This is a genomic window from Azospirillum himalayense, from assembly GCF_042657465.1.
Classification (GTDB): domain Bacteria; phylum Pseudomonadota; class Alphaproteobacteria; order Azospirillales; family Azospirillaceae; genus Azospirillum; species Azospirillum himalayense.
This window is the reverse complement of record NZ_JBHSLC010000021.1, coordinates 381,846-405,695: the sequence shown is the minus strand read 5'-3', so window position 1 is coordinate 405,695 and position 23,850 is coordinate 381,846. Positions and strand designations below refer to the sequence as shown.

At 68.3% G+C, this 23,850-nt stretch carries 25 protein-coding genes and 1 tRNA gene; 16 read left to right on the top strand and 10 right to left on the bottom strand.

Going from position 1 to position 23,850, the window contains the following annotated elements; translation table 11 throughout:
- Window positions 1-47 precede the first annotated feature (47 nt).
- A tRNA-Ser gene (locus ACFPMG_RS13860) sits at window positions 48-137 on the bottom strand.
- A 209-nt stretch (window positions 138-346) separates the two neighbouring features.
- On the opposite strand from ACFPMG_RS13860, the gene rplU reads away from it, so the two are divergent.
- From rplU to ACFPMG_RS13830, 6 genes are all read left to right on the top strand, one after another.
- Window positions 347-664: a 50S ribosomal protein L21 gene (gene rplU, locus ACFPMG_RS13855; RefSeq protein WP_014239459.1), complete on the top strand. Its 318-nt coding sequence runs from the start codon at window positions 347-349 to the stop codon at window positions 662-664.
- Window positions 665-697: 33 nt separating this feature from the next.
- Window positions 698-976 (top strand): 50S ribosomal protein L27, encoded by a 279-nt coding sequence (rpmA, locus tag ACFPMG_RS13850; protein ID WP_014239458.1) that lies wholly within the window; start codon window positions 698-700, stop codon window positions 974-976.
- Between the two features lie 146 nt (window positions 977-1,122).
- Complete coding sequence (gene obgE / locus ACFPMG_RS13845) at window positions 1,123-2,352, top strand: GTPase ObgE (RefSeq protein ID WP_376995677.1); 1,230 nt, start codon at window positions 1,123-1,125, stop codon at window positions 2,350-2,352.
- Window positions 2,285-3,493 (top strand): glutamate 5-kinase, encoded by a 1,209-nt coding sequence (gene proB, locus ACFPMG_RS13840; protein WP_376995676.1) that lies wholly within the window; start codon window positions 2,285-2,287, stop codon window positions 3,491-3,493. Before obgE ends, proB begins: the two co-directional genes overlap by 68 nt.
- Entirely contained in the window at window positions 3,490-4,173 is a 684-nt protein-coding gene (locus ACFPMG_RS13835) for an HAD family hydrolase (protein ID WP_376995674.1), read from the top strand. The genes proB and ACFPMG_RS13835 overlap by 4 nt, the downstream gene beginning before the upstream one ends.
- An 81-nt stretch (window positions 4,174-4,254) precedes the next feature.
- On the top strand, window positions 4,255-4,794 hold the full coding sequence (locus ACFPMG_RS13830) for a hypothetical protein (RefSeq protein WP_376995672.1): 540 nt from the start codon (window positions 4,255-4,257) through the stop codon (window positions 4,792-4,794).
- Between the two features lie 17 nt (window positions 4,795-4,811).
- Here ACFPMG_RS13830 and ACFPMG_RS13825 read toward each other — a convergent pair whose 3' ends face one another.
- The 3 genes from ACFPMG_RS13825 to ACFPMG_RS13815 form a co-directional block, all read right to left on the bottom strand.
- Complete coding sequence (locus tag ACFPMG_RS13825; protein ID WP_376995671.1) at window positions 4,812-5,372, bottom strand: lysozyme family protein; 561 nt, start codon at window positions 5,370-5,372, stop codon at window positions 4,812-4,814.
- Between the two features lie 383 nt (window positions 5,373-5,755).
- Window positions 5,756-6,499 carry a sulfite exporter TauE/SafE family protein gene (locus ACFPMG_RS13820; protein WP_376995670.1) on the bottom strand — a complete coding sequence of 248 codons (744 nt, stop codon included), beginning with the start codon at window positions 6,497-6,499 and terminating at the stop codon, window positions 5,756-5,758.
- A gap of 108 nt (window positions 6,500-6,607) precedes the next feature.
- A complete protein-coding gene (locus ACFPMG_RS13815) occupies window positions 6,608-7,471 on the bottom strand; it encodes a c-type cytochrome (RefSeq protein ID WP_376995669.1) in 864 nt (287 codons plus the stop codon).
- A 181-nt stretch (window positions 7,472-7,652) separates the two neighbouring features.
- On the opposite strand from ACFPMG_RS13815, the gene ACFPMG_RS13810 reads away from it, so the two are divergent.
- The 9 genes from ACFPMG_RS13810 (at window position 7,653) to ACFPMG_RS13770 (ending at window position 16,948) form a co-directional block, all read left to right on the top strand.
- The gene (locus tag ACFPMG_RS13810) at window positions 7,653-8,933 is read left to right on the top strand and encodes a glutamate-5-semialdehyde dehydrogenase (RefSeq protein ID WP_376995668.1); all 1,281 of its coding nucleotides are present in this window, start codon (window positions 7,653-7,655) and stop codon (window positions 8,931-8,933) included.
- A gap of 123 nt (window positions 8,934-9,056) precedes the next feature.
- Window positions 9,057-9,674, top strand: a complete 618-nt coding sequence (locus ACFPMG_RS13805; protein WP_376995667.1) for a nicotinate-nucleotide adenylyltransferase — start codon at window positions 9,057-9,059, stop codon at window positions 9,672-9,674.
- A 56-nt stretch (window positions 9,675-9,730) separates the two neighbouring features.
- On the top strand, window positions 9,731-10,111 hold the full coding sequence (gene rsfS / locus ACFPMG_RS13800) for a ribosome silencing factor (protein WP_376995666.1): 381 nt from the start codon (window positions 9,731-9,733) through the stop codon (window positions 10,109-10,111).
- 41 nt (window positions 10,112-10,152) lie between these two features.
- Window positions 10,153-10,611: a 23S rRNA (pseudouridine(1915)-N(3))-methyltransferase RlmH gene (gene rlmH, locus ACFPMG_RS13795; RefSeq protein ID WP_376995665.1), complete on the top strand. Its 459-nt coding sequence runs from the start codon at window positions 10,153-10,155 to the stop codon at window positions 10,609-10,611.
- Window positions 10,612-10,748: 137 nt separating this feature from the next.
- Window positions 10,749-12,314 carry a 2,3-bisphosphoglycerate-independent phosphoglycerate mutase gene (gene gpmI, locus ACFPMG_RS13790; RefSeq protein ID WP_376995664.1) on the top strand — a complete coding sequence of 522 codons (1,566 nt, stop codon included), beginning with the start codon at window positions 10,749-10,751 and terminating at the stop codon, window positions 12,312-12,314.
- Window positions 12,315-12,327: 13 nt separating this feature from the next.
- On the top strand, window positions 12,328-13,767 hold the full coding sequence (locus ACFPMG_RS13785; protein WP_376995663.1) for a murein hydrolase activator EnvC family protein: 1,440 nt from the start codon (window positions 12,328-12,330) through the stop codon (window positions 13,765-13,767).
- Window positions 13,768-15,180, top strand: a complete 1,413-nt coding sequence (locus ACFPMG_RS13780; protein WP_376995662.1) for a S41 family peptidase — start codon at window positions 13,768-13,770, stop codon at window positions 15,178-15,180.
- Window positions 15,181-15,197: 17 nt separating this feature from the next.
- The gene (locus tag ACFPMG_RS13775) at window positions 15,198-16,445 is read left to right on the top strand and encodes a divergent polysaccharide deacetylase family protein (RefSeq protein ID WP_376995660.1); all 1,248 of its coding nucleotides are present in this window, start codon (window positions 15,198-15,200) and stop codon (window positions 16,443-16,445) included.
- Between the two features lie 5 nt (window positions 16,446-16,450).
- A complete protein-coding gene (locus ACFPMG_RS13770; RefSeq protein ID WP_376995659.1) occupies window positions 16,451-16,948 on the top strand; it encodes an RNA pyrophosphohydrolase in 498 nt (165 codons plus the stop codon).
- A gap of 21 nt (window positions 16,949-16,969) precedes the next feature.
- Here the strand turns inward: ACFPMG_RS13770 and ACFPMG_RS13765 are convergent, their stop codons facing one another.
- The 6 genes from ACFPMG_RS13765 to ACFPMG_RS13740 all read right to left on the bottom strand — a co-directional run bounded on the left by ACFPMG_RS13765 (window position 16,970) and on the right by ACFPMG_RS13740 (window position 23,060).
- Window positions 16,970-17,788, bottom strand: a complete 819-nt coding sequence (locus tag ACFPMG_RS13765) for an acyl-ACP desaturase (protein WP_376995658.1) — start codon at window positions 17,786-17,788, stop codon at window positions 16,970-16,972.
- 197 nt (window positions 17,789-17,985) lie between these two features.
- Window positions 17,986-18,399 (bottom strand): F0F1 ATP synthase subunit epsilon, encoded by a 414-nt coding sequence (locus ACFPMG_RS13760; RefSeq protein ID WP_103039260.1) that lies wholly within the window; start codon window positions 18,397-18,399, stop codon window positions 17,986-17,988.
- A gap of 90 nt (window positions 18,400-18,489) precedes the next feature.
- Window positions 18,490-19,929: a F0F1 ATP synthase subunit beta gene (gene atpD / locus ACFPMG_RS13755; protein WP_376995657.1), complete on the bottom strand. Its 1,440-nt coding sequence runs from the start codon at window positions 19,927-19,929 to the stop codon at window positions 18,490-18,492.
- 69 nt (window positions 19,930-19,998) lie between these two features.
- Window positions 19,999-20,889: a F0F1 ATP synthase subunit gamma gene (locus ACFPMG_RS13750; protein WP_014239440.1), complete on the bottom strand. Its 891-nt coding sequence runs from the start codon at window positions 20,887-20,889 to the stop codon at window positions 19,999-20,001.
- A gap of 72 nt (window positions 20,890-20,961) precedes the next feature.
- Window positions 20,962-22,491, bottom strand: a complete 1,530-nt coding sequence (gene atpA / locus ACFPMG_RS13745; protein WP_035671446.1) for a F0F1 ATP synthase subunit alpha — start codon at window positions 22,489-22,491, stop codon at window positions 20,962-20,964.
- Window positions 22,491-23,060 carry a F0F1 ATP synthase subunit delta gene (locus ACFPMG_RS13740; RefSeq protein WP_038526237.1) on the bottom strand — a complete coding sequence of 190 codons (570 nt, stop codon included), beginning with the start codon at window positions 23,058-23,060 and terminating at the stop codon, window positions 22,491-22,493. The genes atpA and ACFPMG_RS13740 overlap by 1 nt, the downstream gene beginning before the upstream one ends.
- Before the next feature lie 424 nt (window positions 23,061-23,484).
- Between ACFPMG_RS13740 and ACFPMG_RS13735 the strand changes: the two genes are divergently transcribed.
- Window positions 23,485-23,808 carry a hypothetical protein gene (locus ACFPMG_RS13735; RefSeq protein WP_376995656.1) on the top strand — a complete coding sequence of 108 codons (324 nt, stop codon included), beginning with the start codon at window positions 23,485-23,487 and terminating at the stop codon, window positions 23,806-23,808.
- Window positions 23,809-23,850 lie beyond the last annotated feature (42 nt).

The window sequence follows — 23,850 nt, the reverse complement described above, 5'->3', positions numbered from 1 at the left end:
TCCCGGTCGGGAAGGCTTCTCCGCTTGAGCGTTCGCTCGAATGAGAGTGGCGGATGGGGGGAGATTCGAACTCCCGATACCCTTGCGGGTATGCCGCATTTCGAGTGCGGTGCATTCAACCGCTCTGCCACCCATCCGCTGCCCCGTTTCCGGGGTGGCGCGGAACCTACCCAAAAGCCTGGGGGGATGCAAGCCCTTGTTTGCAGGAAAATGAACGGGAAAATGCCACCAAGCCTGTTGACTCCCGGTGGCCCATCGGTTAAATCCCCGCTCTCACGAACGGGCTTGCACCTCAAACGGTGGGCGAGCGGCCCTTCCGTTTGTTTTGAGATAGGCAGTGACGACGATGTTTGCAGTGATCCGCACCGGCGGCAAGCAGTACAAGGTCGCCAATGGCGACGTGATCCGCGTTGAGAAGCTCGAGGCCGAGGCCGGCGCTTCCATCACGCTCAACGACGTGCTGATGGTCAGCGACGGCGGCAGCACCACCCTTGGCACCCCGACGGTTGCCGGCGCTGCTGTGACCGCCGAGATCGTCGCCCAGGATCGCGGTCCGAAGATCATCGTCTTCAAGAAGAAGCGCCGCCAGAACTACCGCCGTAAGAACGGCCACCGCCAGGACCTGACCGTCCTGCGCATCACCGGGATCAACGGCGCCGCCTGAACGGCCGCCGACCAGTCACAGGAGTAACTCCCCATGGCCCATAAAAAAGCAGGCGGCTCTTCGCGCAACGGCCGCGATTCCGCTGGCCGCCGCCTCGGCGTGAAGCGTTTCGGTGGCGAGAACGTCGTCGCCGGCAACATCATCGTCCGCCAGCGCGGCACGAAGTTCCACCCCGGTGAGAACGTCGGCATCGGCAAGGACCACACCCTGTTCGCCAAGGCGGACGGCGTGGTGGCCTTCAAGCACAGCGCCCAGGGGCGCACCTACGTCGCCATCGAGGCGGTCGAGGTCCAGGCGGTCGCGGCCGAGTAATCTCGTCCGGCCCGTACGGTGTGTTGGGATGATCGGGGGTTCGGGCAACCGGCCCCCGATTTTCTTTTGTTGATGGTGTGGTCACCGCCCCCTTCCCTCGGTTGGAGGACGGTGCGCAAACGGTAGATTGGCCGGCACGGTCCCCGATGAAGTTCCTCGATCAAGCCAAGGTGTATCTGAAAAGCGGCGACGGCGGCCCCGGCGCCATCGCTTTCCGCCGCGAGAAGTTCATCGAGTATGGCGGACCGGACGGCGGCAACGGCGGCCGTGGCGGCGATGTCGTGATCGAGGTCGTGAACGGCCTCAACACGCTGATCGACTACCGCTACAAGCAGCATTTCAAGGCGCAGCGCGGCAACCACGGCATGGGCGCCAACCGCAACGGCGCCAGGGGCGAGGACGTGGTCCTGCGCGTGCCGGTCGGCACCCAGATCCTGGACGAGGATCAGGAGACCGTGCTGCTCGACCTGACGGAGCCCGGCCAGCGCGTCGTCTTCCTGAAGGGCGGCGACGGCGGCTTCGGCAACGCCCATTACAAGACCCCGACCAACCGCGCCCCGCGCAAGTCGCACCCCGGCTGGCCGGGCGAGGAGCGCTGGGTCTGGCTGCGGCTGAAGCTGATCGCCGACACCGGCCTGCTCGGCCTGCCCAACGCCGGCAAATCCACCTTCCTGGCCGCGACCACCGCGGCGCGCCCGAAGATCGCCGACTACCCCTTCACCACGCTGGCCCCCAACCTGGGCGTCGTCCGCGCGGGTGACGAGGAGTTCGTCATCGCCGACATTCCCGGCCTGATCGAGGGCGCGCACGAGGGTCACGGGCTGGGCGACCGCTTCCTCGGCCATGTGGAGCGCACCCGCGTGCTGCTCCACCTGATCGACGGCACGGCGGAGGACGTGGTCCAGTCCTACACCACCATCCGCAACGAGCTGGTCGCCTATGGCGGCAACCTCGCCGACAAGCTGGAGATCATCGGCCTGAACAAGGCCGACGCCCTGCTCGACGAAGAGGTCGCGGAGAAGAAGGCGGCGCTGGAAGCGGCGTCGGGTGCGGAGGTGATGGTTCTGTCCGGCGCCACCGGCCAGGGTGTCCAGGCGGTGCTTTACCGCTTGCTCACGCTCATCAAACAGTCCAAGGAAGAGGAGCCCGACGTCATCCAGGCTCCGGTCACGCGCTCCATCCCCCGGCCCCCGGTCGGCCAGAAGATGGACGACGAGTATGCGGGCTGGAACGAGGAGACGGGCGAGTACGACGATCTCCCCGAGGAGGCGGACGACGGCTCCGACTCGGACGGGGATGACTGGGACGATGAAGGCGACGATGACGGTGACGACACCGAGCACAGCGGCAACGGCGACGACAACGCCAAAGGCTGATACCTCCTCCCTGCTCCCCACGTTGCTCGATGCGCGGCGGCTGGTCGTCAAGATCGGCTCCGCCCTGCTCGTCGACAGCGCCACCGGCCGGATGCGCCGCGAGTGGCTGGACGCGCTGGCCGACGACATGGCCGCCTGCCGCAAGCGCGGCCAGGAGGTGGTGATCGTCACCTCCGGCGCCGTCGCCTGCGGGCGCGAGCATCTCGGCCTCGTCGGGCGCGCCCTGCGGCTGGAGGAGAAGCAGGCCGCCGCCGCCACCGGCCAGATCCGGCTCGCCGCCGCCTATCAGGAGACGCTGGCCCGCCACGGGCTGACCGTCGCCCAGGTGCTGGTGACGCTGGAGGACACCGAGGAGCGCCGCCGCCACCTCAACGGCCGCGCCACCATCGACACGCTGCTGAGGCTGGGCGCCGTCCCCGTCATCAACGAGAACGACACGGTCGCCACAGCGGAGATCCGCTTCGGCGACAACGACCGTCTGGCCGCCCGCGTCGCCCAGATGATCAGCGCCGACACGCTGGTCCTGCTGTCGGACATCGACGGCCTCTACACCGCCGACCCGCGCAAGGACCCCGAGGCCCGGCACATTCCGGTCGTCCAGGAACTGACCTCCGACATCGAGAATATGGCGGGCGAGCCGCCGCCCGGCTACAGCTCCGGCGGCATGGTGACCAAGATCGTCGCGGCGCGCGTCGCGCTGGCCGCCGGCTGCCGCATGGTCATCGCCAAGGGCAAGCGCATGAACCCGCTGGCCGCGCTGGAGCAGCGGCCCGAGCAGGGCGGCGCCCTGTGCACGTGGTTCCTGCCCGCCGCCTCCCCCTCCTCCGCCCGCAAGGCGTGGATCGGCGGCAACCTGAACGCCCACGGCGCGCTGACCGTGGACGCCGGCGCGCTGTCGGCGCTCGCCCGCGGGGCCAGCCTGCTGCCCGCCGGGGTGCGCGCCGTCGAGGGCGACTTCGAGCGCGGCGACGTGGTGGTGGTGAAGGCGCCGGACGGGCGCGAGGTGGCGCGCGGCCTGACCGCCTACACTGCCGAGGACGCCCGCCGCATCGCCGGCCGCAAGAGCCACGAGATCGAGGAGATCCTGGGCTACCGGGGCCGCGACGAGATGATCCACCGCGACGATCTGGTGGTGCGGTGAGCGTTCCGATCGTGGCCCGCCCGCCCCTCCAGGCGATCCTGTGGGACATCGACGGCACGCTGCTGGACAGCGAACCCTGGCACCAGCGCGCCACCATCGCGGTCTGCCGGCTGCACGGCCATGCCCTGTCCGACACGGACTACGCGGCCACGCTGGGCGTCGCCTTCCCGGAGCTGTACGCCCGGCTGCACGCCGCCCGGCCCATGGCCCTGACCTTCCGGGAATGGGCGGACGCCATCACCGACCTCTATCTGGAACGCATCGCCGAGGTCGAGGCGCGGGCCGGCGCCCTGGCGCTGGTCGACGCCTTCGCGGAGCGGGGATTGCTGCAGGCCTGCGTGTCGAACAGCGGACGCCGCGTGGTGGAGGCCAACCTGCGCCACATGGGAAGCCCGCATTTCCTGTTCGGCCTCAGCCGCGACGACGTGAGCAAGGGCAAGCCGGACCCCGAGCCCTACCTGACCGCCGCCGCCCGCCTCGGCGTCTCGCCCGCGGCCTGCGCGGTGATCGAAGACAGCCCGACCGGCGCCCGCGCCGCCAGGGCCGCCGGCATGCTGACCATCGCCTGGCCCCAGCACACCGACCTGCTGTTCGAGGCCGCCGACCATGTGGTGGAGGACCCGGCGGCGCTGGACTGGGACGGCCTCTGCGGCGTCGCGGAGCGCATGGCGGCGGATTGACGCGCTGCCGGTCGGCGCGCGACGCCGCAACCATGGCATGACATGATCCGGATGCACACCCTTGCATTCGATTGCCGAACCATGCCGCACCCCGCGACGCGCGCGCTTCTCACCGCCCTCATCGCCTTATGGGCGTTTCCGGCGGCGGGAAAGGACCCGGACCTGCCGCCTGTGGACCCGCCCAGCCGCTGGCACCGGATGGGACCCACCGACGCCGAGTCGAGCAGCCGCTGCATCGGCCAGTTGATCAGCCCCATCTGCACGTTGGAAACCCTGCTCGCGTGCTTCGACCACGGCATCAACGCCCTCTGCACGCTCGCGACCGGAAGAGAACGGCGTTTCATACACATGGAAGGGCGGTTCAAAGGGACCACGCTCTACCGGGTGGTCGCAGTGCGCCGGCTCACGCCACGGGACATCCCGCGACGCTGCCTCAACGATGATCTGGAACCGACGTGCAAGGCCGGCGATGTCCAGATCACCCTGAGCGAACGCTCGTGCTGGAGCTACGGCTGCCCGCCACCCGACAAGGACCCCGTCAAGATGGGCACGACCTATAACTTGCTTAAGGAAGGCGATGGTCGATGGATCGTCTACGAGTGGTATTCACCGCCTTACTAAAATTTAAACTCTCGGCGCTATTTTCCTGGAAAGGAGAAATAACCCGATCTGTCTTCTTCTTTATTCTTCTGGCCATCTAGCTGTTTCGCTCTTCTCCCTAAAAGCGAATAGGAGAGCTGTTTAGCCAATTTTTCATCCGTTGCAAGATAAGAATAGGCGGCAAGGGTCCCCGGTCCCATTTGCCCATCCTTCGGCATTTCAGGATAGCCGTTCTCTCGAAACACCCGGTTCATCGCATCCTGGATGATTTCCGTTCCTCGGCTCCGGCCGAACCGGAACAGGGTGTCGGCGAAGGCCGCCGCCGCTTCGTCGTTTCCGATCTCGTCCAGCGCTTTCCGGCCACCGACGGTCCGCAGCACATCGTCGAAATAGTAAGGGTAAATCGCCCCGCGCTGCCCCACCGTCAGTTGATCGGGTTTCCGGACCTTTTCGAGACCCGGCAGATCCTCCTTCGCCCGATCCAGAATATCCTGCGTGATCCCGCTTGCCGCTCCCGACCCCGGATGCGCCGTCACTCCGCCTTCCATGGCGAAGATTTCCGCGTAGATCAGCCGTTGGTTCGGCGACAGGTTCGGCACCCGCGCGAGGGCCTCGTTGAAATTCCTCCACGCTCCGGGCTGCCGGTCGGCTGCGAAACCGGCCCCCGGTCGTCCGCAGGAGGCGCCGCCGCCTTCGGCGGATCACCGCCGCCGGCATCGCCAACCCCGTCGGCTCCGGCATCCCGCGGCGGGAAATCGGCCTCATCGCCAAGTCCGATCATTTCCTCAATCTTCATCGGGTTGATCGCGCCCATTGCCAAAGCCCCCCATCCTTGTCGAATGCCATGCAAGCGGGACGGTGCGATCCGCCAAAGAAAAAGGGCCGGCCCGCTGGCCAGCCCCATTCGGTCGCACGTGTTCCGTGTCCGTCACCGAGCATACAAGGAATTTATTCCCCAATAAACCGCGCGACGAAAGGCGCCTCACCCCTTCGTGACGAAGAAATAGACCGTCATCGCCACGCCCACGACGATCACGAACTTGCGCAGGATCGGCGGCGGGATGTGGCGGGCGACCGCGGCTCCGGCGTAGCCGCCGGCCACGGCAGCCGCCATCATGATGAGCGCCTCGTTCCAATAGACCGCACCGCCGAAGGCGAAGGCCACCACCGCAACCGCATTGAGGCAGCCGGAGACCAGGGCCTTCAGCCCGTTCATCGCGTGCAGGTCGGTCAGGCCGAAGACGCCCAGCGTCGCCAGGATCAGGATGCCGATCCCGCCGCCGAAATAGCCGCCGTAGATGGCGATGAAGAACTGCACGATCAGCACGGTGTTGTGGCCGACCTTGAAGTTGCGACGGATGTAGGCCGAAACCTTCGGGCCGAAGGCGAACAGCACCGTCGCGAACAGCAGCAACCAGGGGATGACCGCCTCGAACACGCGCTGCGGCGTCCACAGCAGGAGCAGAGCGCCCAGCAGCCCACCGATCAGGCTGACGCCGAGGAAGGCGGGCAGGCTGACCTCCTTGATCCGCCCCAGTTCCCGCCGGTAGCCATAGGCACTGGCCAGCGCGCCCGGCGACACCGCAACCGTGCTGGTCGCGTTGGCGTTCAGCGGCGGCACGCCCGCCATGATCAGCGCCGGGAAGGTCAGGAAGCTGCCGCCACCAGCCACGGCGTTGAGCACGCCCGCGAAGAAGGCGGAGACGATCAGCAGCAGGGTCAGCATGGGGCCACGGTCCGGCGGGTGGAAAAAGCCCGCGGACTATGCCCTCTCGGCAAGGCTTACGGTACTGCGTTTTCGGCGGTGCGGTATTTCACGCACGGCCGGTGGGGTCTAGCGGGTCGGAGGAAGCGTACGCAGGTAGGCGACCAGGGCGCCCAACTCGCCGTCGCTCATGGACTTGTAATAGTGATAGCCCATGGGCGGGCTCAGCCGGTTGCCATCGGGACGTACACCATCCGTGATGGCCTTGCGGATCTCCGCGTCGGTCCAGCCGCCCAGCCCATGCTCCTTGTCCTGCGTGATGTTGCGGGACACCGCGTTGCCCCACGGCCCGGTGAAGTTGCGCCCGCCGGCCCCCATGCGGGTCATGTCGAGCCGCCCGTCCGGAAGCATCGGCGTGTGGCATTCCATACAGTGGCCGAGCGGCCCGGCCATGTACGCGCCGTACGTCACCGGGTCCGTACGCGGCACCTCCGCCACCGACCCGACCGGCGGTCCGTAGGCGGCGGGCAGCGCCATGCGGTACTCGGACTTCGGGACGGAATGCCGCACCGGCGGCACGCTGCGCAGATAGGCGACGATGGCGCGCAGGTCACCGTCCGACAAGCCGCGGTAGAAGCCGAAGGGCATCGGCGGGCCGATCAGGCCGCCATCGGGCCGCTTGCCTTCGCGGATCGCGGCGATCAGCTGCTCGTCGGTCCAGCGCCCGACCCCCGTTTCCGGGTCCGGCGTGATGTTGGAGGCGTAGGCGGTGAAGGGCTCCTCGACGAAGGGCGTCCCGCCGGCCAGTTCCCGCCCCGCGACCGGACCATTCGGCCCCTGCGGCGTGTGGCAGTTGCCGCAGGCGACGATGCCGTTGACCAGGGCGCGCCCCCGCTCCACGGGCGATTCCGGCGGTGTTTCCGCCCAGGCCGATCCCCCCAGGCACACCACCCCAACGGCCACGGCGGCGCCGCGGCGGACCAGCCGGTTCATGAATGGCTCCCTCGCCAATGTTGCATGACGGCACGCTAACCACGCAACAATCCGCGGCCCAGACTGAATGTTGAGTATTCCACTCAGCTTTTCGGCTTAACCGGCATGGCTTTCGCGGAAACGCAGGATCGGCTATGGTTCCGGCCCTTTTCAATTGGCGAACGCCACTGGAGTGAGACCGATGTCCGCCCTGCTTGAGACCACCGACGCCTTGCACGATCAGATGCTCGCCCTCGGCCGCGCCGCCCGCGCCGCCGCGGCGGAGCTGGCGACCGTGCCAAGCCCGTCGAAGGATCAGGCATTGCGAGCCGCGGCCGCCGCGATCCGCGCCCGCAAGGCGGAGATCCAGGCGGCCAACGACGCGGACGTCGCCGCCGCCAGGGAGCGCGGCCTTGCCGGTCCCATGATCGAGCGCCTCGCCCTCAACGACGCCCGCATCGAGGCGATGGCCAAGGGGCTGGAGGACATTGCCGACTTCCCCGATCCCATCGGCGGCGTCATCGCCGAATGGACCCGCCCCAACGGGCTGGCCATCCAGCGCGTGCGCGTGCCGCTGGGGGTGATCGGCATCATCTACGAGAGCCGCCCCAACGTCACCGCCGACGCCGGCGGCCTCTGCCTGAAATCGGGCAATGCGGCGATCCTGCGCGGCGGGTCGGAGAGCATCCGCTCGTCCGGCGCCATCGCCGCCTGTCTGGCCGACGGGCTGCGCGCCGCCGGGCTGCCGGAAGCGGCGATCCAGCTCGTCCCGACCACGGACCGGGCGGCGGTCGGCCACATGCTGACCATGCGCGACTACATCGACGTGATTGTCCCGCGCGGCGGAAAGTCGCTGATCCAGCGCATCGCCGAGGAGAGCCGCATCCCGGTCATCAAGCATCTGGATGGCAACAACACCGTCTATGTCGACGCCGGTGCCGACCCGGAGAAGGCGCGCAAGGTGGTGATGAACGCCAAGATGCGCCGCACCTCGATCTGCGGCGCCGCCGAGACGCTGCTGGTCGACCGCAGGATCGCCGACGCCGTCCTGCCGGTGCTGGTGAAGGATCTGCTGGGCGCCGGCTGCGCCGTCCGCGGCGACGCCGCCGCCCAGGCCGTCGATCCGCGCGTGACGGCGGTGACGGCGGAGGACTGGGACACCGAGTATCTCGACGCCATCATCGCCTGCGGCGTGGTGGACGGGGTGGACGGGGCGATCGACCATATCAACCGCCACGGCTCCCACCACACCGACGCCATCGTGACCGAGGACCCGGCGGCGGCGGAGCGCTTCCTGCAGCGCATCGACAGCGGCATCGTGCTGTGGAACGCCAGCACCCAGTTCGCCGACGGCGGCGAGTTCGGCATGGGTGCGGAGATCGGCATCTCCACCGACAAGTTCCACGCCCGCGGCCCGGTGGGGGCGGAGCAGCTGACCAGCTACAAGTATGTCGTGCGCGGCGATGGCCAGACGCGGCCGTAACACGTCCATCCACGAGCCCCCCTCCCAACCTCCCCCGCTTTGCAGGGGGAGGAGCTTGTTCCCTCCCCCGCGTCAGCGGGGGAGGGTTAGGGTGGGGGCACCGTTGAAAGTGCTGTCATCACCGTGAAACCACCCCCCCACCGCTACGCCGGCCCGCTCCACGCCGGCCTGCGCGTTGGGCTGCTCGGCGGCTCCTTCAACCCGGCCCACGCCGGGCACCGGCACATCAGCCTGTACGCGCTGAAGGCGCTGGGGCTCGATCAGGTGTGGTGGCTGGTCAGCCCGCAGAACCCGCTGAAGCCGGTGCGGGGCATGGCGCCGCTTGCCGAGCGGTTGGAGGAGGCCCGGCGCACCGCCCGCCATCCGGCCATCCGGGTCACCCCCATCGAGGAAGAGCTTGGCACCCGCTACACCGCCGACACGCTGGCCAAGCTGACGCTCCGCTTCCCCAAAACGCGCTTCGTCTGGCTGATGGGGGCGGACAATCTTCGGCAAATCCCCCGCTGGCGGCAGTGGACGCGCATCTTCCGGCTGGTGCCGGTTGCAGTTCTCGCCCGACCAACTTATTCTATAGGAGCGCTTGGTGGCATAGCCGCTCAGCGCTATGCCCGTCGCCGGGTGAGCATGCACAAGGCCAAGGGGTTGGCCGGTTCGAAAACACCGGCCTGGATTTTCCTCCGCAACCCGCTGCATCCGGCTTCGGCGACGGCGATCCGCCGGGCACGCGCCAGCGGGTCGTGACCCTGTATCGCGAGGTAGGTACCATCAACACGTTCATCGAACCGGCCGCGCCCGTTGTGCGGCCCGCGCCCGTTCCCGTTCCCCAGCCGGACGAACTGAAGGCGCTCGTCGAGACGTCCCTGGACGACGATCAGGCCGAGGACGTCGTCGTCATCGACCTTGCCGGCAAGACCACCATCGCCGACTACATGATCGTGGCGTCGGGCCGCAACACCCGGCACATCGCCGCCATGGCCATGAAGCTGGCCGACCGCATGAAGCAGGCCGGTCTGCGCGGCGTCGAGGTCGAGGGCCTGAACCAGTGCGACTGGGTTCTGGTCGACGCCGGGGACGTCATCATCCACCTGTTCCGCCCGGAAGTCCGGACCTTCTACAACATCGAGAAGATGTGGGGTCTGGAGACGCCGCGGCCCTCCGCCGAGCGCATGAGCGCCTGACGGACACCATTCAGGACGGGTGACGAACGGGAGTCGGACCGATGCGTCTGTGGCTTGCCGCGGTTGGGCGGTCACGGACCGGTCCGGCGCGCGACCTCTATGACGAGTATGCCGGCCGCCTGTCTTGGCCGCTGACGTTGCGTGAGGTCGAGGTGAAGAAGCGCCTCGCCTCCGACGAGCTGAAGCGGCAGGAGGCGGAGCTGCTTTTGGCCGCCATCCCCGCCGGGGCCATCATCGTGGCCTTGGACGAGCGCGGCAAGACCATCACCAGCGAAGCCTTCGCCGCCAAGATCGGCGGCTGGCGGGACCAGGGGGCGGGGGACATCGCCTTTCTCATCGGCGGGGCGGACGGCCACGGCGACGCCGTGCGGGCGCGCGCCGATTTTCTTTTGGCCTTGGGCGCCATGACATGGCCGCATATGCTGGTGCGAGGCATGTTGGCGGAGCAAATCTACCGTGCCCAGCAAATTCTGGCCGGACACCCCTATCACCGTGCATGACTCCCATTGTGCGCGTGCGCAGGCATGCCATTTTCTGATCCGGCCCAAGGCAATAAGAACCCGGCCATAAGAAGACCGGCGTCAGACCGTTCGACCGAGACCCGCAACCCGACCGTGACAGGCGTATGAGGACCGTGATGACCGAGACCAATCGTCCCCGACCCGTAGTGCTGTGCATCCTGGATGGCTGGGGCTACCGCGAGGAGCGCGAGGACAACGCCATCGCGCAGGGCAACACGCCCAACTGGGATCGGCTGTGGTCGTCGGAGCCGCGCGCCTTCCTGGAGGCCAGCGAGGAGGAGGTCGGGCTGCCCAAGGGCCAGATGGGCAACTCCGAGGTCGGTCACATGAACCTGGGCGCCGGCCGCGTCGTCCGCCAGGATCTGGTGATGATCGACCACGCCATCGTCGAGGGCGAGCTGGAGCGCAACGCCGCGCTGAACGACCTCGCCAAGACGCTGCTGGCCTCGGGCGGGCGCTGCCACATCCTGGGCCTGCTGTCGCCGGGCGGCGTCCATTCGCACCAGGACCACATCGCGGCGCTGGCCGGCGTGCTGGCCCATGAGGGCGTCCCGGTCGAGATCCACGCCTTCACCGACGGCCGCGACGTGCCGCCGCAAAGCGCCAAGGACCAGATGGCCGAGTTCATGGCCGACGTCCACGCCCTGCCCGGCGTCACCGTCGCCACGGTCAGCGGTCGCTACTACGCCATGGACCGCGACAAGCGCTGGGACCGCGTCGCCAAGGCCTACGCCGCACTGGTGAGCGCCGAGGGCTTGACGGCCGCCGACCCGATCCAGGCCATCGAGCAGAGCTACGCCGCCGGCACCCACGACGAGTTCATCCTGCCGACCGTCATCGACGGCTACACCGGCATGAAGGACGGCGACGCCATCCTGATGGCGAACTTCCGCGCCGACCGCGCCCGCGAGATCCTGGCCGCCTTCGTCGACCCGGCCTTCGACGGGTTCGAGCGCGCCTCGGTGCCGAAGCTGGCCGCCGCCGTCGGCATGGTCGAGTACTCGTCCACGCTCGCCAAGCTGATGACGACCATCTTTCCGCCGAAATCCTTGACCAAGGTGCTGGGCGAAGTGGTCAGCGAGGCCGGATTGACCCAGTTGCGCATCGCCGAGACGGAAAAGTACCCGCACGTCACCTTCTTCTTCAACGGTGGCGAGGAGCGCGTGTATCCGGGCGAGGACCGCATCCTGGTGCCGTCGCCGAAGGTCGCGACCTACGATCTCCAGCCGGAAATGTCCGCCGCCGAGGTGACCGACAAGGTCGTCGCCGCCGTGGACAGCGGGAAATACGATCTGGTGGTCATCAACTACGCCAACCCCGACATGGTCGGCCACAGCGGCATCCTGTCCGCCGCCATCAAGGCGGTGGAGGCGGTGGACGCCAGCCTGGGCCGGCTGGAGGCCGCCGTGCGCGCCCAGGGCGGCGTGATGCTGGTCACCGCCGACCACGGCAACTGCGAGCTGATGAAGGACCCGCAAACCAACGGCCCGCACACCGCCCACACGCTGGACAAGGTGCCGCTGGTGCTGGTGAACGGCCCCGCCGGGGTGTCGGCGATCCGCAGCGGGCGTCTGGCCGACATCGCTCCGACGCTGCTCGACCTGATGAAGCTGCCGCAGCCGGCGGAGATGACCGGCAAGAGCCTGATCGACCGCGCCAGCGCGCGGGCCGCCGCGGAATAAGGCGAAACCGGGCATGGGCGCAGGGCGCGATCATCCGGCGGGTGTTGCTCTGCTCCCCCTCCCCGTCTCCCGTCCGCAAGGTGCGGGGCGGAGACGGGCGTTTTCCTGGCGGCCGGCCCTGCTGACCGCCACCCTTCTCGTCCTCTCCACCGCCGCCGCCGCGCAGACCGAGTCCCCCGGCCAGACGCTGAAGCGGGTGGAGCAGGATCTCCAGACCGACAAGGCCCTGCAAAAGCAGCTCGACCGCCAGTCGCAGACGCTCCAGAAGGAACTGGACGAGTTGCGCGACCGGCTGGTCGGTCTGGCCGACCAGGAACGGGCGCAGGAGGACGAACTCGCCCATCTGGAAGAGTCCCTGACGGCGCTGGAGACGCAGGAGCGCAACCAGGCCGAAAAGCTGGAGGGCGAGCGGCAGCAGATCGCCGCCCTGCTCGCCGCCCTGCAGCGCGTCGCCCGCATCCCCCCGGAAGCGGCGCTTGCCCGCCCGGACGGGCCGGTGGACACGCTGCGCTCCGCCCTGCTGCTGCGCGACACGGTTCCGGCCCTGCGCGCCCGCGCCGACGCGCTGGCCCAGGCGCTGACCCGGTTGGCCGAGACGCGCGAGACGCTGCAGGCCCAGCGCACCCGCACCTACGCCGCCCGCCTCACCCTGATCGACCGCCAGAAGGAAATCGGCCAGCTCGTCGCCCGGCGCGAGGAGCTGTCGCGCCAGACCGAGGAGGAGCGGCAGCAAGTCGCCCAGCGCACCGCCCGGCTGACCGGTCAGGCCACCGACCTTCGCCAGCTGATGGACCGCATCGAGGCCGAACGCCGCGCCGCCGCCGCCATGGCGGCCAAGCGCGAGGCCGAGCGGCTGGAGGCGGAGCGCCGCGAAGCCGAACGCCGCCTCGCCGAGCAGCGAGCCGCGGAGCAGAGACAAGCCGAGCAGAAGCTGGCGGAACAGAAAGCGGCGGAGCAACGGCAGGCTGAACAGAAACTCGCCGAACAGCGGGCCGCAGACCAGCGGGCCAGCGAACAGCGGGCCAGGGCCGAGGCGGAAACCGCCCGCGCCGCGCCCAGCGCGCCCGCCGGGGAGCGCCTGCCGGTGGGCGGCCGGGTGACCGTCCGCTACGGCGAGGCCGACCGCTACGGCGCGACCAGCCGGGGCGTCACCATCCAGGCCCGCGCCGGCTCGACGGTGGTGTCACCGCAAGCCGGAACGATCGTCTTCGCCGGTCCGTTCCGCGGCTATGGCCAAATCTTGATCGTGGAACACAGCCACGGATATCATAGTCTCATCGCTGGATTTGGCCGCATCGACACGGCCGTCGGACGGCGCGTGGCCACGGGGGAGCCCATCGGCCTGATGCCCGCCGACGGGTCACCCGATCTTTACTTCGAGCTTCGACGTCACGGACAGCCGATCAATCCACAGCGCGGTTTCGGCGCCCCGGAGGGGAAAGGACAAGGGTAGATGAGGATAGTCAAGCGTGCCGCCACCGCCGCGGCCCTGGTGTTTCTGGGGGCCGGCGTCGCCACCGTCACCGCGCAGGTGAACAGCACCGGCAACAGTTCCGAGACCTACCGCCAGCTCAACCTGTTCGGCGACGTGTTCGAGCGCGTGCGCGCCGAGTATGTCGAGTCGACGACGGACGAGCAGCTGATCGAATCCGCCATCAACGGAATGCTCACCTCGCTCGACCCGCATTCCAGCTATCTGAACCGCAAGAGCTTCCAGGACATGCAGGTTCAGACCCGCGGCGAGTTCGGCGGGCTGGGCATCGAGGTGACGATGGAGAACGGCCTGATCAAGGTCGTGTCACCCATCGACGAGACTCCGGCCTTCCGCGCCGGGCTGCAGCCGGGCGACCTGATCATCCAGCTCAACGGCGAGGCCGTGATGGGCCTGTCGCTGAACGAGGCGGTGGAGAAGATGCGCGGCCCGGTGGGCAGCGACATCAAGGTCACCGTGCGCCGCGGCGAGGCCGGCGAGCCGTTCGAGGTGACGCTGACCCGCGCCGTCATCAAGGTGCAGTCGGTCCGTTACCGCACCGAGGGCGACATCGGCTACGTCCGCGTCACCAGCTTCAACGAGCAGACGCAGCAGGGTCTGGAGAAGGCCATCGCCTCGATCCAGCAGCAACTGGGCGACAAGCTGAAGGGCTACGTCCTCGACCTGCGCAACAACCCCGGCGGCCTGCTCGACCAGGCGGTCTCGGTCTCCGACACTTTCCTGGAAAAGGGGGAGATCGTCTCCACCCGCGGCCGCAAGGCCGAGGAGGGCACGCGCTACAACGCCAAGCCCGGCGACCTCGCCAAGGGCCTGCCGGTCGTGGTGCTGATCAACGGCGGCTCGGCCTCGGCCTCGGAGATCGTCGCCGGCGCGCTGCAGGACCACAAGCGGGCGCTCGTCCTCGGCACCCAGTCCTTCGGCAAGGGCTCGGTCCAGACGATCATCCCGCTGCCCGGCCACGGCGCCATGCGCCTGACCACGGCGCGCTACTACACGCCGTCGGGCAAGTCGATCCAGGCGCTGGGCATCACCCCGGACATCGAGGTGCATCCGGCCCGCGTCGAGGAGACCGACCAGGGTCTGATCCGCCGCCGCGAGAGCGACCTGCGCGGCGCGCTGCGCAACCCGGACGCCCCCCGCCCGGCCACCACCCAGCCGGCCCCGGCGCCGGGCGCCAGCAACACTCCGGCTCCCGGTGCGGCTCCGGGCGCAGCGCCGGGCGCGACGCCGGCCCCCGCCAACGGCAACGCCCCGGCGGCGCCGTCCGCGGAGAACGGTGAAGGCGCGCCCAACCAGCCGCCCTTCGACTACCAGTTGGCCCGTGCGCTCGACCTGCTGCGGGGCGTCGCCCTGTTCCAGGCCCGCGCGCACTGAGGGGAGGGACCGGGTCCGTGAACGCTGCCGCCCTGCTGGGCCGCCTGAAGCCCGCGAAACGGGAACGTTCCGGACCCGGCCTGCTGGCCCGCCTCCGGCGCCGGAAGGCCGGCGGCGATTCGGACGACGCGCCGCGCGCAGGCAAGGAGCGCCGCCCGCTGTCGCCCCTCGCCAGGAGGCTGCTCGGCGCCTACGCCGTTGTGGCCCTCGGTCTGGGCGGGCTGGGCGGCTGGCTGGCGATGAACGGAGAGCACACCACCGAGGCGTGGCAGGCCGCCATCCCCCGTGTCGAGGTGGCGGTGAAGGGCGCGCAGGCGCCAACGCCGCCGGCAGCACCGCCCGCCGCGGCGACGGTTCCCGTCCAACCGGCTCCGCCCGCGGCCTCCCCCCCGGCGGCGCCTTCGCTACCCGTCGTCGCGGCTCCCCCGCCGCCGCTCGCCGTGGCCGTGAACGAGCCGGTCATCCTGACGCCGGCACCGGTTCCCGGCCTGGTCGAGGATTCGCGCAACGGGCCGCTGCCGCGCATCGCCGAGGACGGGCGCAAGCCCTGGCAGGTCTATGCCCGGCCTTTCCCCGCCGCCGACCGCCGTCCGCGCATCGCCATCGTGCTGGCCGAGATGGGCATCTCCGGCGTGACCACCGGCAACGCCCTGCAGAAGCTGCCGCCGACGATCACGCTGGCCTTCGTCCCCTACGCCGAGCGGCTGGACAACTGGGTCGAGCGCGCCCGCGGCAAGGGGCACGAGGTGATGCTCTCCGTTCCCATGGAGCCGCAGGACTACCCGCGCAACGACCCCGGCCCCAACGCCCTTCTCACCATGCTGCCGCCCGAGCGCAACATGGAGCGGCTGGAATGGTCGCTGGGCAAGGCGGTCGGCTATGTCGGCATCACCAGCACCACGGGCAGCAAATTCACCGCCAACCCCGACGCGGTGAACCCAGTCGTCGCGGCGATGAAGGCGCGCGGCCTGATGGTGCTGGACGCCCGCGCCAACCCGCGCAGCGTCGCCGGAACCCTGGCGGGTCAGGCGGGCGTGCCGCGGGCCTTCGCCGACCGGGTGATCGACCGCGACCTGTCGCGCGGCGCCATCGACGACCAGCTCGCCGAACTGGAGGCCATCGCCAAGGCCAACGGCGCCGCGGTGGGCATCGGCGCGCCCTACCCCAGCACCATCGAACGGATCAACCTGTGGCTCACCGGGCTGGCCGACCGTGGCATCGCCATCGTGCCGGTCTCCGCCGTGGCCAACATGCAGAAGCAATAAGGCGCATGAGCAAGAAGCCCATCGACCGCGAGTCCCTCCCCTACCGCCCCTGCGTGGGGGTGATGCTGTTGAACGACCGCGGGCAGGTGTTCGTGGCCCGGCGCTGCGACAGCAAGGACGCTTGGCAGATGCCCCAGGGCGGCATCGACGAGGGTGAGGGCGTCCACGAGGCCGCCCTGCGCGAGCTGAAGGAGGAGATCGGCACCGACAAGGCCGAGATCCTCGGGGAGACGGCGGAGACGCTGCGCTACGACCTGCCCGATCATCTGCTGGGCAAGGTCTGGAAGGGCCGCTGGCGCGGTCAGGAGCAGGTCTGGCTGGCCGCCCGCTTCACCGGTGTGGACAGCGACATCGACCTCGCCACCGAACATCCGGAGTTCGACGCCTGGAAATGGGTCGATGCCGACGATCTGCCCGGCCTGATCGTGCCCTTCAAGCGCCCGGTCTACGAGTCGGTGCTGGCGGAATTCGCCCCGGTGATCGCGGCGCTGCGGCGGGGCTGACCCCGCCGCGTCCGGTGCTGTTCAGGCGACCTTGGCCAGCCGCTTGGCGCGGCTTTCGATCAGCCACCAGGCGCCGCGGGCGGCGACGCTGTAGAAGCGGGTGTGCGGCTTCAGCCCACAGGCCTTGAAGACCATCGCCACCGCGCGGTCGACGTGCTTGGGCCGGTAACGGCCGTAGGCGCGACGCATGTAGGCCTGATTGTAGGTCTTGTGCGCGTAGGGCTCGCCCTCCGGCGCGTTGGCCGCGTAGTAGGCGTAGGCCAGCTCGTCGTCCTCCGACTCGCCGATGCGCGACAGCGCCACCTTGAGCCGCTGGAACTTGTTGAGCTGCTCCAGCTCCAGATACTTCTTCGTGTAGGTGTAGAAGAGCTTGAAGTGGCGCAGCTCGTCGGCGGCGATGTTCTTGCAGATCAGCTTGAGGACCGGTTCGTCCGTCGAATCGCCGATGGCCGCGTAGTAGCTGCTGGTGCCGGTCTCGACCATGCAGCGGGCGATCATCTCGCCGGTGCGCGAGCCGCGGACCGAGGCGTCGAGGTCGATCGGCACCTTGTAGCCGGCGCGGAAGCGCTCCACGGCTCGGTCGAAGTCGAAGCTCGGATCGACGAGCTCCGCCCATCTGCCGAGCGCGCGGCCATGCTGGACCTCCTCGACCGCCCAGCCGTGCGCGACCTCCTGGAACTCGGGGTCGTCGTGGAAGACGTTGCAGAGATAGGCCGTGTAGTCGTCGGCGTTGAACTCCACCAGGGCCGCCGCCTTGATGAGCGGGACGAGATCGGGATCGACCTTGCCATGGTCCAATTGATTCCAGGGAAGCTCTTCGTAGTTCCAGTGCAACGCCACACTCCACTCCCGCTGCTGGCCGCCGTTCCGGGCCGGTTGTTCCACGCTCTGACGGAGAACAGGACCATAAAAACAAAAACGCCTCGACGGACGAGCCGGGAGGCGTTCGATCCCTTGCGGGACACTATGTATGGCTGCGAAGGCGCAATGCAACGGAAACGGCCCAGCCGGCGTTCGCCGCCGGGCCGGCCCCGGTGTCAGTGCGTGGTCGCGCCGGTCGCGTCGAGCTTGGCGCGGGCGATGGCGATCTTCGCCTCCACGCGGGCCTTCTCGTCGTCGGACTTGGCGTCTTCCAGATCCTCGCCCAGGTCGCGGATCTGCTGCTCGACCTTGGCCCGGTCGATCTCGGAGACCGCGATGGCCTCCTCGGCGAGGACGGTGCAGCGGGTCTCGGTCACCTCGGCGAAGCCGCCGGCGACGAACACCCGGTCGACCACGCGGTCGGCCTCGTAGACGTCGATCACGCCCGGACGGACGGTCGAAATCATCGGCGAGTGGCCGGCGAGGACGCCGAAGTCACCTTCCGAACCCGGCACCACGACCATGTCGACGGGCTGCGAGGTCAGCAGCTTCTCCGGAGAGACCAGCTCGAATTCGACTTTATCGGCCATGGGTTTCCTGGTGCCTCTTCATAAGAACCCCCTCCCCCGCGCGGGCGGAGGAGAGGGTTAGCCTCGTTACCGAACCTCAGCCGACCTTGATCAGGCGGCTTCGGCGGCCAGCTTCTTCGCCTTGGCGATGGCTTCGTCGATGGTGCCGACCATGTAGAAGGCCGCTTCCGGCAGGTGATCGTAGTCGCCGTTCACGATGCCCTTGAAGCCCTTGATGGTGTCTTCCAGGCTGACGAGCACGCCCGGGGTGCCGGTGAACACCTCGGCGACGTGGAACGGCTGCGACAGGAAGCGCTGGATCTTGCGGGCGCGGGCCACGACCAGCTTGTCCTCTTCCGACAGCTCGTCCATGCCCAGGATCGCGATGATGTCCTGCAGCGACTTGTAGGTCTGGAGGACGCGCTGCACCGAGCGGGCGACGGTGTAGTGCTCCTCACCGACGACGCGCGGGTCCAGGATGCGGCTGGTCGAGTCCAGCGGGTCCACCGCCGGGAAGATCGCCATTTCGGCGATCGAACGCGACAGCACCGTGGTGGCGTCCAGGTGGGCGAAGGAGGTGGCCGGGGCCGGGTCGGTCAGATCGTCGGCGGGCACGTAAATGGCCTGCACCGAGGTGATCGACCCCTTCTTCGTGGAGGTGATGCGCTCCTGCAGGGCGCCCATGTCGGTGGCCAGCGTCGGCTGGTAACCCACCGCCGACGGGATGCGGCCCAGCAGAGCCGACACTTCCGAACCGGCCTGCGTGAAGCGGAAGATGTTGTCCACGAAGAACAGCACGTCCTGGCCTTCCTCGTCGCGGAAGTATTCCGCGAGGGTCAGACCGGACAGGGCGACGCGAGCGCGGGCGCCCGGCGGCTCGTTCATCTGGCCGTACACCAGGGCCACCTTGGAACCCGGGCCGTCGAGCTTGATGACGCCCGACTCGATCATCTCGTGGTAGAGGTCGTTGCCCTCACGGGTGCGCTCGCCCACGCCCGCGAACACCGACACGCCGCCGTGCGCCTTCGCGACGTTGTTGATCAGCTCCATGATGGTCACGGTCTTGCCCACGCCGGCGCCGCCGAACAGGCCGATCTTGCCGCCCTTGGCGTAGGGGGCCAGCAGGTCGATGACCTTGATGCCGGTGATCAGCACTTCGGCGTCCGTCGACTGCTCGACGAAGTCCGGGGCCGAACGGTGGATCGGCAGGGTGCGCTCGGCGCCGACGTCGCCGCGCTCGTCGATCGGCTCGCCGATCACGTTGATGATGCGGCCGAGGGTGGCCGGGCCGACCGGCACGGCGATCGGGGCGCCGGTGTCCGTCACTTCGGCGCCGCGGACCAGGCCGTCGGTGCTGTCCATGGCGATGGCGCGGACGGTGCTCTCGCCGAGGTGCTGGGCAACCTCGAGCACGAGGGTCTTGCCGTCGTTCTGGGTGTGCAGAGCGTTCAGAATGGCCGGCAGCTCGCCGTCGAACTGGACGTCGACAACGGCGCCCGTGACCTGCGTGATCTTGCCGACGGCGTTCGTCGCCTGGGTGGTGGTGGCCATGGAGTAAAGCTCCCTCGGAACTCGATAATTGTCGGATGTGCCGTCGTATCGACCGCGAACGCTGCGCCGTTAAACCGCCTCGGCGCCGGAGATGATCTCGATCAGCTCCTTGGTGATGTAGGCCTGGCGCGTGCGGTTGTAGGTGATCGTCAGCTTGTTGATCATGTCGCCGGCGTTGCGCGTCGCGTTGTCCATCGCGGTCATGCGGGCGCCCTGTTCGGACGCGGCGCTTTCCAGGAGGGCGCGGTAGACCTGGATCGACAGGTTGCGCGGCAGCAGTTCGGCGAGGATCTGCTCCTCGTCGGGCTCGAACTCGTAGATCGCCTTGACCTCGGCGCCCGCGGCCTCCTCGTCCGCCTGCGCCTCGACGGCGAAGGGAACGAGCTGCTGGACGGTCACGATCTGGGAGATCGCCGACTTGAACTTGTTGAAGATCACCGAGCAGACGTCGAACTCGCCCGCGTCGTACATCGCCAGAACCTTCTGCGCGACGACATCGGCGTCGGCGAAGGACAGCTTGCGGCGGCCCACATCCTCGTAGGTCTCGACGATCAGCGAGCCGAACTCGCGGCGCAGCTGGTCGCGGGCCTTGCGGCCGACGGTGAGCAGCTTGACCGTCTTGCCTTCCGACTGGAGGCGCTGGATCTGGCGGCGGGACTCACGGACGATGGCGCCGTTGAAGGCGCCGCACAGGCCACGGTCGGAGCTGATGATGACGAGGAGATGCACCTGATCGGAACCGGTGCCGGTCATCAGCTTCGGGCCGTTGCCCGAGTCCTGCACGTTGGCCGCGAGAGAGGCCAGCATGCGGCCCATGCGCTCGGCGTAGGGACGACCGGCTTCCGCCTGCTCCTGCGCACGGCGGAGCTTGGAGGCGGCGACCATCTTCATCGCCGAGGTGATCTTCCGCGTCGATTGGACGCTGGCGATCCGGTTCTTTAGGTCCTTGAGGTTAGGCATGCCGGCCCTTCATTCCGCTCGGGGTCGTTCGGGTTGACGGACGGGGCGCAGGGACTGCGCCCCCGCCGTCGATCAGACGAACACCTTGGAGAAGTTGTCGAGGAAGGCCTTCAGGCGCTCCTCGGTCGCAGAGGTGATCTGCTTCTCGTTGCGGATCGTCGCCAGGATGTCGGCCCCCTTGGAGCGGACCTCGGCGAGGAACTTCTGCTCGAAGCGGTTGACGTCCTCGACCTTGATCTTGTCGAGGTAGCCCTTCACGCCCGAGAAGATCGACACGACCTGCTCTTCGACCGGCAGCGGCTGGAACTGCGGCTGCTTCAGCAACTCGGTCAGACGGGCGCCGCGGGCCAGCAGGCGCTGGGTGGCAGCGTCGAGGTCCGAGGCGAACTGCGCGAAGGCGGCCATCTCGCGGTACTGGGCCAGCTCCATCTTGATGGTGCCCGCGACCTGCTTCATCGCCTTGATCTGGGCGGCGGAGCCGACGCGCGACACCGACAGGCCGACGTTGATGGCCGGACGGATGCCCTTATAGAACAGGCCCGTCTCGAGGAAGATCTGGCCGTCGGTGATCGAGATCACGTTCGTCGGGATGTAGGCCGACACGTCGCCGGCCTGAGTCTCGATGACCGGCAGGGCGGTCAGCGAGCCGTTGCCGTGGGCGTCGCCCATCTTGGCGGCGCGCTCGAGAAGGCGGCTGTGAAGGTAGAACACGTCGCCCGGGTAGGCTTCGCGGCCCGGCGGACGGCGGAGCAGCAGCGACATCTGACGGTAGGCGACGGCCTGCTTGGACAGGTCATCGTACACGATCAGGGCGTGCATGCCGTTGTCGCGGAAGTACTCGCCCATCGTGCAGCCGGTGTACGGCGCCAGGAACTGCAGCGGAGCCGGCTCCGACGCGGTGGCCGCGACGACGATGGAGTATTCCAGGGCGCCGGCGTCTTCCAGGGTCTTGACGATCTGGGCGACGGTGGAGCGCTTCTGACCGACGGCGACGTAGATGCAGTAGAGCTTCTTGCTCTCGTCGTCGCCCTGGTTGATCGGCTTCTGGTTCAGGAAGGTGTCGATGACGACGGCGGTCTTGCCGGTCTGGCGGTCACCGATGATCAGCTCGCGCTGGCCGCGGCCGATCGGAACCAGGCTGTCGACGGCCTTCAGGCCGGTCTGCATCGGCTCGTGCACCGACTTGCGCGGGATGATGCCGGGGGCCTTGACCTCGACGCGGGTGCGGGTGACGTCCACCAGCGGGCCCTTGCCGTCGATCGGGTTGCCCAGGCCGTCCACGACGCGGCCCAGCAGACCCTTGCCGACCGGCACGTCCACGATGGTGCCCGTGCGCTTGACGGTGTCGCCTTCCTTGATCTCGCTGTCGGTGCCGAAGATCACGACGCCAACGTTGTCGGTCTCGAGGTTCAGCGCCATGCCCTTGATGCCACCGGGGAACTCGACCATCTCGCCGGCGCGCACGTTGTCCAGGCCGTGCACGCGGGCGACGCCGTCACCCACGGAGAGGACCTGACCGACCTCGGCGACGTCCGCCTCGGTCCCGAAATTCGCGATCTGCTGCTTGAGGATCGCAGAGATTTCTGCGGCGCGGATATCCATCAGACTGATCCCCCTGAGGCCTTCATGGCGAGTTGCAATTTGTTCAGCTTCGTGCGCACCGAGGTGTCGACCATGCGCGAGCCGAACTTAACGATCATGCCCCCGATCAGCGCGGGATCGACCGTGGTGTTGATCAACACCTTGGAGCCGATCGACGCCTTCAGCGCGTCGGTGACCGCGGCCAGCTGAGCGTCGCTCAGCGGCTGGGCCGAGGTGACCTGGGCGGTCACTTCGCCACGACGGCGGGCCAGTTCGGCGAGATAGCCTTCGATCATGCCTTCCAGCGCGAACAGGCGGCGGTTCTTGGCCACCAGCCCGATGAAGCGCTTGGTCAGATCGGACACTTCGGCGCGGTCCAGAACCGCGGCCATCGCCCGGCCTTGGTCGGCGCGGCTGATCACGGGACTGCGGACGAGGCGGCGAAGGTCGGCGCTCTCAGCCAGGATTTGCTTCAGCGCAACCAGATCGCTCGCGACCTGATCCAACGCTTTGTTCTCGTCCGCAAGCTCGAACAGCGCGATGGAGTAGCGCGTAGCGAGTTCGGAAACGCCTGTACCTTCGATTGCCACCTGATCCCTCGAATTGAGTTCGGTAGACGGTGAATTTTCAGGGCCTTAAATAGGGCAAAACCCACATCGCGGCGGCCCAGCCCGCGAAAGCGAGCGGTCCAATATCACAGGATTAGGCCCTGCGCAACGGGGTCTGGACAATTTGCACGCGGCTTGCGTGCGGCGTTTTGCGCCCCTGCGGCGTGGGGTCCGTTCTTGGCAGCGGGCGCTGGAAATGGGCATACCACTTCACAACCGCAACGGATCACCTCGGCAGTTGAAGGACCTGCCCTTCCCGAGGCCCTTCCCGAGGCCGGATTTCCAAAGCCCGTCGCGCGGCGGTCCAGGGACCAGACTGTGACCTAACGCCCTGTTTAACACCCGTTTAACCATTCACGCGCACGGTCGCCACACAGCCGTCTGACAGGACAAACCCAGGCCAATCATGACCGTCGTCGCCTTTTCCTGCGCCCGCTTCACCCCCGCCGACCTCAACGAATTCGAGACGGTGGCCGAGCCGAAGCTGCGCCTTGGCCATTGGGCCGGAGTCATCCGCGAAACCGGCCGGGAGCATGACCGGCTCCTCGTCCTCCTGCCCGGCGTGGACCGTCCCGTCTTCCGCTTCGAGCGCGACGGGCGCGGGCGCTACAGCCTGTCCTTCAACGACCGCTCCGGCTGGTACGGCATCGGGTCCGGCGGCAGCGCCGCCGAATGCCTGTCGATCTGGCGCCCCCGCCCGCGGACCGACCGCTCCGTCTCGGTGCTCTGAGCCTCTTTTTCACCCTTCGGAAAAGTCCGAGTCGACCGTCCG

What these genes read in the sequence shown, in the direction of transcription:
- rplU (WP_014239459.1), top strand. Translation starts at nt 347, where the DNA reads ATGTTTGCAGTGATCCGCACCGGCGGCAAGCAGTACAAGGTCGCCAAT.
- rpmA (WP_014239458.1), top strand. Translation starts at nt 698, where the DNA reads ATGGCCCATAAAAAAGCAGGCGGCTCTTCGCGCAACGGCCGCGATTCC.
- obgE (WP_376995677.1), top strand. Translation starts at nt 1,123, where the DNA reads ATGAAGTTCCTCGATCAAGCCAAGGTGTATCTGAAAAGCGGCGACGGC.
- proB (WP_376995676.1), top strand. Translation starts at nt 2,285, where the DNA reads ATGAAGGCGACGATGACGGTGACGACACCGAGCACAGCGGCAACGGCG.
- ACFPMG_RS13830 (WP_376995672.1), top strand. Translation starts at nt 4,255, where the DNA reads ATGCCGCACCCCGCGACGCGCGCGCTTCTCACCGCCCTCATCGCCTTA.
- ACFPMG_RS13820 (WP_376995670.1), bottom strand. Translation starts at nt 6,499, where the DNA reads ATGCTGACCCTGCTGCTGATCGTCTCCGCCTTCTTCGCGGGCGTGCTC.
- ACFPMG_RS13815 (WP_376995669.1), bottom strand. Translation starts at nt 7,471, where the DNA reads ATGAACCGGCTGGTCCGCCGCGGCGCCGCCGTGGCCGTTGGGGTGGTG.
- ACFPMG_RS13810 (WP_376995668.1), top strand. Translation starts at nt 7,653, where the DNA reads ATGTCCGCCCTGCTTGAGACCACCGACGCCTTGCACGATCAGATGCTC.
- rlmH (WP_376995665.1), top strand. Translation starts at nt 10,153, where the DNA reads ATGCGTCTGTGGCTTGCCGCGGTTGGGCGGTCACGGACCGGTCCGGCG.
- gpmI (WP_376995664.1), top strand. Translation starts at nt 10,749, where the DNA reads ATGACCGAGACCAATCGTCCCCGACCCGTAGTGCTGTGCATCCTGGAT.
- ACFPMG_RS13785 (WP_376995663.1), top strand. Translation starts at nt 12,328, where the DNA reads ATGGGCGCAGGGCGCGATCATCCGGCGGGTGTTGCTCTGCTCCCCCTC.
- ACFPMG_RS13780 (WP_376995662.1), top strand. Translation starts at nt 13,768, where the DNA reads ATGAGGATAGTCAAGCGTGCCGCCACCGCCGCGGCCCTGGTGTTTCTG.
- ACFPMG_RS13770 (WP_376995659.1), top strand. Translation starts at nt 16,451, where the DNA reads ATGAGCAAGAAGCCCATCGACCGCGAGTCCCTCCCCTACCGCCCCTGC.
- ACFPMG_RS13760 (WP_103039260.1), bottom strand. Translation starts at nt 18,399, where the DNA reads ATGGCCGATAAAGTCGAATTCGAGCTGGTCTCTCCGGAGAAGCTGCTG.
- atpD (WP_376995657.1), bottom strand. Translation starts at nt 19,929, where the DNA reads ATGGCCACCACCACCCAGGCGACGAACGCCGTCGGCAAGATCACGCAG.
- ACFPMG_RS13750 (WP_014239440.1), bottom strand. Translation starts at nt 20,889, where the DNA reads ATGCCTAACCTCAAGGACCTAAAGAACCGGATCGCCAGCGTCCAATCG.
- atpA (WP_035671446.1), bottom strand. Translation starts at nt 22,491, where the DNA reads ATGGATATCCGCGCCGCAGAAATCTCTGCGATCCTCAAGCAGCAGATC.
- ACFPMG_RS13735 (WP_376995656.1), top strand. Translation starts at nt 23,485, where the DNA reads ATGACCGTCGTCGCCTTTTCCTGCGCCCGCTTCACCCCCGCCGACCTC.